At 73.2% G+C, this 8785-nt stretch carries 8 protein-coding genes; 5 read left to right on the forward strand and 3 right to left on the reverse strand.

Annotated features, from left to right (window positions below; all coding sequences use genetic code 11):
• Positions 1 to 205 precede the first annotated feature (205 nt).
• The 3 genes from AB0G17_RS31985 to AB0G17_RS31995 form a co-directional block, all read right to left on the reverse strand.
• The gene (locus AB0G17_RS31985) at positions 206 to 604 is read right to left on the reverse strand and encodes a DUF3040 domain-containing protein (protein WP_067158170.1); all 399 of its coding nucleotides are present in this window, start codon (positions 602 to 604) and stop codon (positions 206 to 208) included.
• A 413-nt stretch (positions 605 to 1017) separates the two neighbouring features.
• A complete protein-coding gene (locus AB0G17_RS31990; RefSeq protein ID WP_361390242.1) occupies positions 1018 to 1776 on the reverse strand; it encodes a methyltransferase in 759 nt (252 codons plus the stop codon).
• A 189-nt stretch (positions 1777 to 1965) separates the two neighbouring features.
• A complete protein-coding gene (locus AB0G17_RS31995) occupies positions 1966 to 2514 on the reverse strand; it encodes an SAV_6107 family HEPN domain-containing protein (protein WP_361390244.1) in 549 nt (182 codons plus the stop codon).
• A 224-nt stretch (positions 2515 to 2738) separates the two neighbouring features.
• On the opposite strand from AB0G17_RS31995, the gene AB0G17_RS32000 reads away from it, so the two are divergent.
• The 5 genes from AB0G17_RS32000 to AB0G17_RS32020 all read left to right on the forward strand — a co-directional run bounded on the left by AB0G17_RS32000 (position 2739) and on the right by AB0G17_RS32020 (position 8701).
• A complete protein-coding gene (locus AB0G17_RS32000; protein WP_361390246.1) occupies positions 2739 to 3518 on the forward strand; it encodes an ATP-binding cassette domain-containing protein in 780 nt (259 codons plus the stop codon).
• Positions 3490 to 5574 carry a YhgE/Pip domain-containing protein gene (locus AB0G17_RS32005; protein ID WP_361390248.1) on the forward strand — a complete coding sequence of 695 codons (2085 nt, stop codon included), beginning with the start codon at positions 3490 to 3492 and terminating at the stop codon, positions 5572 to 5574. Before AB0G17_RS32000 ends, AB0G17_RS32005 begins: the two co-directional genes overlap by 29 nt.
• 28 nt (positions 5575 to 5602) lie before the next feature.
• On the forward strand, positions 5603 to 6208 hold the full coding sequence (locus AB0G17_RS32010) for a TetR/AcrR family transcriptional regulator (RefSeq protein WP_067158182.1): 606 nt from the start codon (positions 5603 to 5605) through the stop codon (positions 6206 to 6208).
• A 306-nt stretch (positions 6209 to 6514) separates the two neighbouring features.
• Positions 6515 to 7132: a DUF4126 domain-containing protein gene (locus tag AB0G17_RS32015; protein WP_361390250.1), complete on the forward strand. Its 618-nt coding sequence runs from the start codon at positions 6515 to 6517 to the stop codon at positions 7130 to 7132.
• A 54-nt stretch (positions 7133 to 7186) separates the two neighbouring features.
• On the forward strand, positions 7187 to 8701 hold the full coding sequence (locus AB0G17_RS32020) for an NAD(P)/FAD-dependent oxidoreductase (protein WP_361390252.1): 1515 nt from the start codon (positions 7187 to 7189) through the stop codon (positions 8699 to 8701).
• The last annotated feature ends 84 nt before the right edge of the window (positions 8702 to 8785 follow it).

Raw genomic sequence — 8785 nt, forward strand, 5'->3', positions numbered from 1 at the left:
CGAAGAACCCGCAGGGCGCGACGGGCAGGGCCAAGGTCCGAGGGGGCCGATCAATCAGCCCGTCCGGCGCTTGAGGACGAGCGAAGGCCGCAGGCCGAGGCGAAGAACCCGCACCTGCGAACGCATCCGGCATACGACTGAGGGGTGACCACCGCGTCGGTGATCACCCCTCAGCCACATCCACGTGCGTGCGGGCCCGCCGGGCCTAGCGACCGCCTTCGTCGCGGCGCCGCTGCCAGCGCTGCTCGATGCGGTCCATCATCGACCGCTTCGGTGCGCGTGTGCGCGCGGCAGGCCGCGCCGCCGCACCACCACCCGCAGGCTGCTCACCACGCCGTGGCGCCTTGCGCCAACCGGTGACCGCGAGCACGGCACAGCCGAGCATGATGAGGAACCCGACCACGCTGATCCAGATCCCCTGCCCGATACCAATCATGAGGAGCGCGATACCCACCAAGAAGCCAGCGACCGCCTGGTAGACCCGTCGTCGGGTATACGTACGCAGCCCGCTTCCCTCAAGCGCTGTCGCGAACTTGGGATCTTCGGCGTACAGCGCTCGCTCCATCTGCTCGAGCATGCGCTGCTCGTGCTCCGAGAGCGGCACGGAGTCCTCCTACTCGTCGGTCGCGGGGGGCGACCGGATGCGGCCCCTTCAGGATAGGCAGGGAATCGCCCCCGTGAAACCCGCCCTCTACGCCAATTCGCCAATCCGAGCCGCCACGGCGGCTCGCCCGGTGGGGAGTGGATTCCCCATCGAGCGACCCGCCATGCCGGACCTTGTACCCCGATCATACGGGGCGAAGCCGCCGATCGGGGGGCCTGTGGCGTACTCCATGCCGCTACTCCATCCGGGACAGCGTCGCTGATCAGCGCCGGGACGGCCGGGCTTGGGAGCGGGGCCCGGTCCACCGGCCGCACCGAAGCCGCCCGCCCGGCCGGACGGGGGTCAAGGCAGGGGCCAGGACCGGGGTCAAGGCAGAGGCCAGGGCCGGGTCAAGGCAGGGGCCAGGACGGGAGTCAGGCGCGCTTCTCGCCCAGGACGTGCAACTGCGTCGCCACGGAGTGGAACGCGGGGAGCTCCGCCGCCGCCGCCTCCAGCTTGAGCAGGGCGTCCAGGGCCCCGGGCTCGGTGTCCACGAGGACCCCCGGAACCAGGTCCGCGAAGACCCGTACGCCGTGCACCGCGCCCACCTCCACACCGGTCGCGGCGACCAGCGCGGTGAGCTGCTCGGCCGTGAACCGCCGGGGCACCGGGTCGCCGTCGCCCCAGCGCCCGGCCGGGTCGCCCAGGGCCCGGCGGGCCTCGGTGAAGTGCCCGGCGAGCGCGCGGGCGAGTACGGCGCCGCCGAGGCCCGCGGCGAGCAGGCTCAGCGCGCCCTCGGAGCGCAGCGCGTCGACCGCGTTGCGCACGCCCTCGGCCGGGTCCTCGACGTACTCCAGGACGCCGTGGCAGAGCACCACGTCGTACCCGCCGCGCTCGACCACGTCGAACAGGCCGAGCACATCGCCCTGGACGCCGCGGACCCGGTCGGCGACCTCGGCCTCGGCGGCCCGGCGCTCCAGCGCGAACAGCGCGTTGGGGCTGGGGTCGACCACGGTGACCCGGTGGCCGAGGCGGGCGACGGGCACCGCGAAGTTGCCCGAGCCGCCGCCGGTGTCCAGGACGTCCAGCGCCTCGCGCCCGGTCGCCTTGACCCGGCGGTCGAGGGCGTCCTTGAGGACCTCCCAGACCACGGCGGTACGGAGAGAGGCGCGGGGGCGCATGGGGTCCGGCACGGCAGTTGACTCCTCGGCGCGGCGCCGCCGCGGGACGGCGGGGCAAAGAACGGTGAAGACCCGTCCACCCTATTGCCTCGCGGGCCCGCCCCGGCTCATCCCCGCACCTCACCGCACCCCCGCCCCCGCCCGGCCTCCGCACCTCACCGCACCCCCGCCACCGGTCCAGCCCGGCCCGGCCCCCGCACCTCACCCCGCGTCCGGCTCCCGGGTCCTGGGCTGGGGCAGCACGGGCTGCAGGACGAGGAGGCGCTCGACCAGTCGCAGGAACATCGCGGCGTCGCGGATCAGGTCGTCGGCGTCGCGCACGGTGGCCGCGCCCTGGATGCCCGCCTCGGCGCGGGCCCGGCGGGTGGCGCCGGAGGCGAACAGCGCGCTCCACTCGGTCAGTTCGGGCGCTATCTCGGGCAGCACCTCCCACGCGCTCCGGATCCGCGGGCGTCGGCGCGGAGGGGATTCCGGGCGGCCCCGGGCGGCGAGGACTGCGGCGGCGGTGCGCAGCGCCGCCAAGTGCGCTGTCGCGTACCGCTCGTTGGGGGTTTCGAGCATGGCGGCCTCGTCCAGACCGCTGCGGGCCTGGGCGAGCAGGTCGAGGGCGGCGGGTGGCGCGCCGTCCCGGCGCAGCACCGGGTGGATGTCGCTCGCCGGGCCGTCGAGTGAGGGGGCGAGGCCGGTCAGTGAGGGGGCAGGGCCGGTGGGGCGGCGCCGGTGGGCGGCTGCCGCGCGATGGCTGGCCATGACGAACCTCCTGTCGTCGTGTGACGGCGCTGTGGCCGTATGTGTCCATCGTGAGGGGCACCACTGACAATCGGCCGCGGCGTCCGTCCCGCCTCCTCCCGTTTGCCCCGAGCCGGGCCGGGCACCCGTGCGTGACCTGCCCCTTTGTTCCGTACGCAGGTTCGGGCTATCTTTTGTACTGACCAGTCAGTTCAAAAGATGTCAGTTCCAGGAATGGGGGGAACGTGGACAGCCCGCACGGGGCAGGCGTCACCGCCGAGGACTTCGGACTCAAAGGGCCGCGTGGCTGGGTCTTCCGGGGCGTGCGGCTCGACGCGGCGCCCGGTTCGCTCGTCGCCGTCGAGGGCCCCTCCGGCTCCGGGCGCACCTGTCTGCTGCTCGCGCTCACCGGCCGGATGAAGCCCGCCGAGGGCCGCGCCGAGGTCGGCGGCGAACAGCTGCCGCGCAGGATGGCCGCCGTCCGCCGGTTCAGCGCACTCGGCCCGGTCCCGGGGGTCAGTGACCTCGACCCCGCCCTGACCGTCGCCGAGCACCTGCGCGAACGGGCGCTGCTCCAGCACCGGTTCGACGGGTCCGTACGCGCTCTGCTGCGCACGCCCGCCGAGCGCCGCACCGCGGCCAGGGCGACGATCGACCAGGCGCTGAAGGCCGCGGGCCTCGACCTCGCCACCCTGCCGAAGGGCGAGCGCACCTCCGTACGCGATCTGGAACGCCTGGAGGCGCTGCGCCTGTCCGTGGCGCTGGGGCTGATGGGCCGGCCCCGGCTGCTCGGCGTCGACGACGCCGACCTGAAGCTCTCCGACGCCGAACGCGCCGAGGCCTGGGCGCTGCTGCGGTCGATCGCGGACGCCGGTACGACGGTGATCGCCGTCTGCAGCCAGGCACCCGAGGACGCCGACATCACCGTACGGAGTACGGAAGAGGACAGGCCCGACACGCACGACCGGCACGACGAGCACGAGGAGGGGGCGGGGGATGCGTTCGCCACGACTGGCCGCGCTTGAGCTGAAGCGGTTCGGCAGGGGGAAGCTGCCGCGCGCCGCGATGGTCGCGCTCCTGCTGCTGCCGCTGCTGTACGGCGCGCTGTACCTGTGGTCCTTCTGGGACCCGTACGGACGGCTCGACCGGGTGCCGGTCGCGCTGGTCAACGAGGACAAGGGCGCCACCGCAGGCGGTCAGAAGATCGCCGCCGGCGACGGCATCGCCGAGCGGCTGCACGAGAGCAAGACGTTCGACTGGCACGAGGTGAGCGACGAAGAGGCGCGCAAGGGCGTCGAGGACGGCACGTACTACCTCTCCCTGACGATGCCCGCCGACTTCAGTAAGAGGATCGCGTCGAGCTCCGGGGACTCCCCCGAGACGGGCGCCCTCCAGGTGCGCACCAACGACGCCAACAACTACATCGTGGGGTCCATCTCCCGCACGGTCTTCTCCGAGGTGCGCTCGGCGGCCTCCGCCAAGGCCTCCCGCTCCTTCCTGGACAAGATCTTCATCTCGTTCTCCGACCTCCACGACGCCACCGAGAAGGCGGCCAAGGGCGCCGCCGACCTCAAGGGCGGGCTCGGCAAGGCGAAGCAGGGCTCCAAGGACCTCGCGGACGGCCTGAGCGACGCCAAGACGGGCAGCGGCAAGCTGGCGGGCGGCATCAAGAAGCTCAACACCGGCTCCGCCGACCTGGAGGACGGCGCCCGCCAGGTCGCCGCGGGCACCCAGACCCTGGCCGACAAGGTCAACGCGGCGGCGGACAAGGCACGTCCGTTCCTCAAGGAAAACGCCAAGACCATCGGCGACACGGCCAGGCTGGTCGACGACTCGGTGGGCCCGGTCCGCGACCACCTGAGCGCCGTGATCAAGGCGGCGCCCGCCGCCGCGACCGGCGCCCGCAAGGCCTCGAACGACCTGAACACGGCCTACGCCTCGCTGTGCCAGTCCTCCGTGACGCCCGGTCCGGCCTGCCCGGAGCTGAAGCGCGCCAAGAAGGCGGCGGGCACCGCGGCCACCCTGGCCGAGGACCTCAACACGGTGGTCCAGGACCAGAACAGCGACTTCAAGACGCTCGACAAGAACCTCGCCGAACTCCAGAAGCAGGCGCGCAAGCTCGCCAAGAACGCGCCGACGCTCGCCAAGGACCTCGACAAGGCCGTCGGTGACGTCAACGCCCTCAACAAGGGCGCCAAGGAGGTCGCCAAGGGCGCGGGCACCCTGCACACCGGTCTGACCTCGGCCAAGACGGGCGCGGGCGAGCTCGACAAGGGCGTCGGCAAGCTCAAGAAGGGCGCGGGCACGCTCGACGGCGGTCTGCTCAAGCTCTCCAGCGGCTCCGCCGAACTGGCGGGCGGTCTGCACGACGGCGTCGGCAAGATCCCCGACTACGACAAGCAGGACCGCGACAAGCGCACCGATGTGATGGCCGACCCGGTCAGGCTCGCCTCGCAGGCGCTGCACAAGGCGCCCAACTACGGCACCGGCTTCGCCCCGTACTTCATCCCGCTCTCCCTCTGGGTGGGTGCGATGGTCGCGTACATGCTGATCCAACCGCTCAACCGGCGGGCGCTCGCGGCGGGCGCCTCGGCCTGGCGGATCGCGCTGGCGGGCTGGCTGCCGGTGGCGGCGGTCGGGGTGCTCCAGGTGGGCGCGCTGATGACGGTGCTGCACTTCGGGCTCGGTCTGGAGATGGAGCGCGGGGCCGGGACCATCGGCTTCCTGGCGCTCGTCTCGTGCTGCTTCGCGGCGATCGTGCAGTGGCTCAACGCCCGCTTCGGAGCGGCCGGGCGGATCCTGGTGCTCGCGCTCCTGATGCTCCAGCTGACCTCGGCGGGCGGCACCTATCCGGTGCAGACGAGCCCGGCGTTCTTCAACGCGATCCACCCGTACCTGCCGATGAGTTACGTGGTCGACGGGTTGCGCCGGCTGATCACGGGCGGTGGGCTCGGGCCGGTGTGGCAGGGCTGCGCGGTGCTGGTGGCGTTCACGGTGGGCTCGCTGGCGCTGACCGCCCTGGCGGCCAGGCAGAAGCAGGTCTGGACGCTGGAACGGCTCCACCCCGAGCTGACCCTCTAGGAGCCGTGGACCTGTGAGAATCGACCACATGGACAGCAGCACCAGACGGCAGGCGACCCGGCAGAAGCTCTATGAGGCGGCGGTGACGCTCATCGCCGAGCAGGGTTTCTCGGCCACCACGGTCGACGAGATCGCGGAGCGGGCCGGCGTCGCCAAGGGCACGGTCTACTACAACTTCAAGAGCAAGACCGAGCTGTTCGAGGAGCTGCTGCGGCACGGCGTGGGGCTGCTCACCGCCTCGCTGCAGGAGGCCGCCGACGTCACCCACGCGCGCGGCGGCAGCAGGGTCGAGGCGCTGGACGCGATGATCCGGGCGGGCCTGGAGTTCATCCACCGCTATCCGGCCTTCACCCAGCTGTACGTGGCGGAGCTGTGGCGGACCAACCGGGCCTGGCAGTCCACCTTGATGGTGGTACGGCAGGAGGCGGTCGCCGTCGTCGAGACGGTGCTGCGCGAGGCCGTCGCCGAGGGCGAGCTGAGCGAGGAGATCGACATCCCGCTGACGGCGGCGGCGCTGGTCGGGATGGTCCTGGTGGCCGCGCTCGACTGGCAGGCCTTCCAGAGCGAGCGCTCTCTCGACGAGGTGCACGCGGCCCTCTCGCGGCTGCTGCACGGACGGGTCAGCGGACGCTGAGACGCGCTACGCGCGCGTGGCTGTTACAGCGCCCCGACCTTCGTCGCGAGCGCATCGACCGACGCGCTACGCGCGCGTGGCCGTTACGCCACGCGCGCGTACCCCGTTCGTCAGGGGAGCCGCGCCGTTCCGCCGCCCCGTGTCGGCGGTACGGACGCGTCTGCCCCCTCCGTGCGCTCCACTCTCCCGTCCGCGCAGATGGGACCCCATCCGCGCAATTACTCATCTCGTCTTCTGAGTACGGATACTCAGGCGTCCGTGCTCAACCCCAGCCGGAAAAAGCCGGAAGTGGCTACGATCACGTCCGTGTCCGTACTCCCCCTGGTCTTCACCAGCGGCTGGGCCAGCGGGATCAACGCGTACGCCGTCGTCCTGCTGCTCGGCATCTTCGGCGCGACCGGCGTCACCGACGAGGTGCCCGACGCGCTCCAGCGTCCCGACGTCCTGATCGTCGCCGGGGTGCTCTTCCTCTGCGAGGCCGTGGCCGACAAGATCCCGTACGTCGACTCGGTCTGGGACACCGTGCACACGGTGATCCGGCCGGTCGCGGGCGCCGTGGTGGGCGCGCTGCTGGCCGGCCAGAGCGGCTCGCTGCCGGATCTGGCGGCGGGCGCGATCGGCGGCTCGACGGCGCTGACCAGCCATCTGGTGAAGACCGGGACGCGGATGGCGGTGAACACCTCGCCCGAGCCGTTCAGCAACATCGCGCTCAGCACGGCCGAGGACCTCGGCGTCGCCGGGATCATCAGCTTCGCGATCTTCCACCCGGTCGCCGCGGCCGTGATCGCGGGCACCCTGCTGGTGCTCGGCGTGGTGATACTGGTCTTCCTCTGGAGCCGGATCCGCCGCTTCCGGCGCCGCCGGGCCCAGCGCCGCGAAGAGAGACGGCTGGCCGCGGCCGGGGAGCCGAGCCCGCCGCGGTGAGCCCCCGCGGCCCGGACGGCCGCGTTGTCAGTGGCGGCCGATAAAGTCACCGGCATGGCACGGATTGCGGTGATCGGCGCCGGGATGGGCGCCATGGCGGCTGCCGCCCGGCTGGCCGTGGCAGGCCACCGGGTGACGGTGTACGAGCGCGCGTCGACGTACGGCGGAGCGCTGGGGCGGTTCGAGCGGGACGGGTTCACGTTCGACACCGGCCCCGGTCTGCTGCGCCTGCCCGCGGTCTACCGGGACCTGTTCCTGAAGACCGGCAAGGAGCCCCTGGAGGACCGGGTCGAGCTCACGCCGACCGACCCCGCCGCACGCCACCTCTTCGCCGACGGCACGGACGTCTCGCTGCCCAACGCCTCGCGCGCGGGCGTCGTCTCGGCGCTGGACGGGGCGCTCGGCGCGGGCGCGGGCGAGAAGTGGGGCGACTTCCTGGGCCGCGCGCGGGACGCCTGGGACCGCTCGCGGCGCCCGCTCCTGGAGGAGCCGCTCTGGCCCGACTGGCAGGTGCTGGCCCGCGACCCGTACCCGGCGCTCCGCCTGCGCCGTCTGCTGCGCTCCCCCCGCCAGGCGTCCACGCTGGCGGAGATCGGCGCCTGGGAGCTGGGCGACCCCCGGCTCGCCGCCCTCCTGACGAGCCACGGGCTGGCGGAGGGCCTCGACCCGCGCACGGCCCCGGCGAGCGCCGCCCTGCTGCCGTATCTGGAACAGAGCTTCGGCAGTTGGTACGTGCGCGGGGGCATGCGGGAGCTGGCGCGCGCGGTGTACGAGCGGTGCCTGGCGCGCCGGGTCACGTTCGTCTTCGACGCCGAGGTCACCGGGATCGTCGAGAAGGACGGCCGCGCCGCGGGCGTGGAGCTCGCCGGGGGCGAGGTGGCGGAGGCTGACCACGTGGTCCTCGCCGCCCAGCCGCGCCCCGGGTCCGGCCCGCTGAGCGGGCGCGAGCCGTGGCGGGACGGCGATATGCGCCCGGCAGCCGACCCGGCCCCCGGGCGGTTCACGGTGCTGCTCGCCCTGCGCGGCGAGCGCCCGGCGGACGCTGTGCACCGCACGGTGGTCCACTCCCCCGACGCGGCCGCGGAGGCGGAGGCGGTCTTCACCACCCGCCACCCGGCGATACGGCCGACGGTCACGGTGCTGCGCCCCGACGACCCGGCGACCCGCCCGGACGACGCCCACGAGGCCGTCACGCTGACGGCCACCGTGCCCCCGCAGGGCCCGGTCGACTGGACCGACGAGCAGGTGCGCGAGCGGTACGCGGACACGCTGGTGGAGGTCGCCGGAGCGGCGGTGCCGGAGCTGCGGGAGCGGATCCTGTGGCGCGTGGCGCGCACCCCCGCCGACACGGAGGCCGAGACCGGCGCGCAGGGCGGCTCGGTCCCGGCGCCCTCGCTGGCCGGGGCCGGTGCCCACCGGCTGCACCCGGGCAACCGGACGCGTCTGCCGGGGCTTTATCTGGCGGGCGGCTGGGCCCACCCCGGCGGCGGGCTCGCGCACGCCGGGATGTCCGGGGCGCTGGTCAGCGGTCTGATCGTGGAGGGCGACGACTTCCGCGGCTCCCAGTGAGCGGCCGGGCGGGGGGGGGGGCCCCCCCCGCCCCCCCCCCGGGTTCGAAAAACACGACAAAGTGGTACGGGTGCTGCAGCTTTT

Source organism: Streptomyces sp. NPDC023838 (assembly GCF_040639555.1).
Taxonomy (GTDB): Bacteria; Actinomycetota; Actinomycetes; order Streptomycetales; family Streptomycetaceae; genus Streptomyces.

Bases quoted from the DNA above. Each gene is read 5' to 3' on its own strand.
- AB0G17_RS31995 (WP_361390244.1), bottom strand. From the start codon at position 2,514: ATGGCCAGCCATCGCGCGGCAGCCGCCCACCGGCGCCGCCCCACCGGC.
- AB0G17_RS32005 (WP_361390248.1), top strand. From the start codon at position 3,490: ATGCGTTCGCCACGACTGGCCGCGCTTGAGCTGAAGCGGTTCGGCAGG.
- AB0G17_RS32010 (WP_067158182.1), top strand. From the start codon at position 5,603: ATGGACAGCAGCACCAGACGGCAGGCGACCCGGCAGAAGCTCTATGAG.
- AB0G17_RS32020 (WP_361390252.1), top strand. From the start codon at position 7,187: ATGGCACGGATTGCGGTGATCGGCGCCGGGATGGGCGCCATGGCGGCT.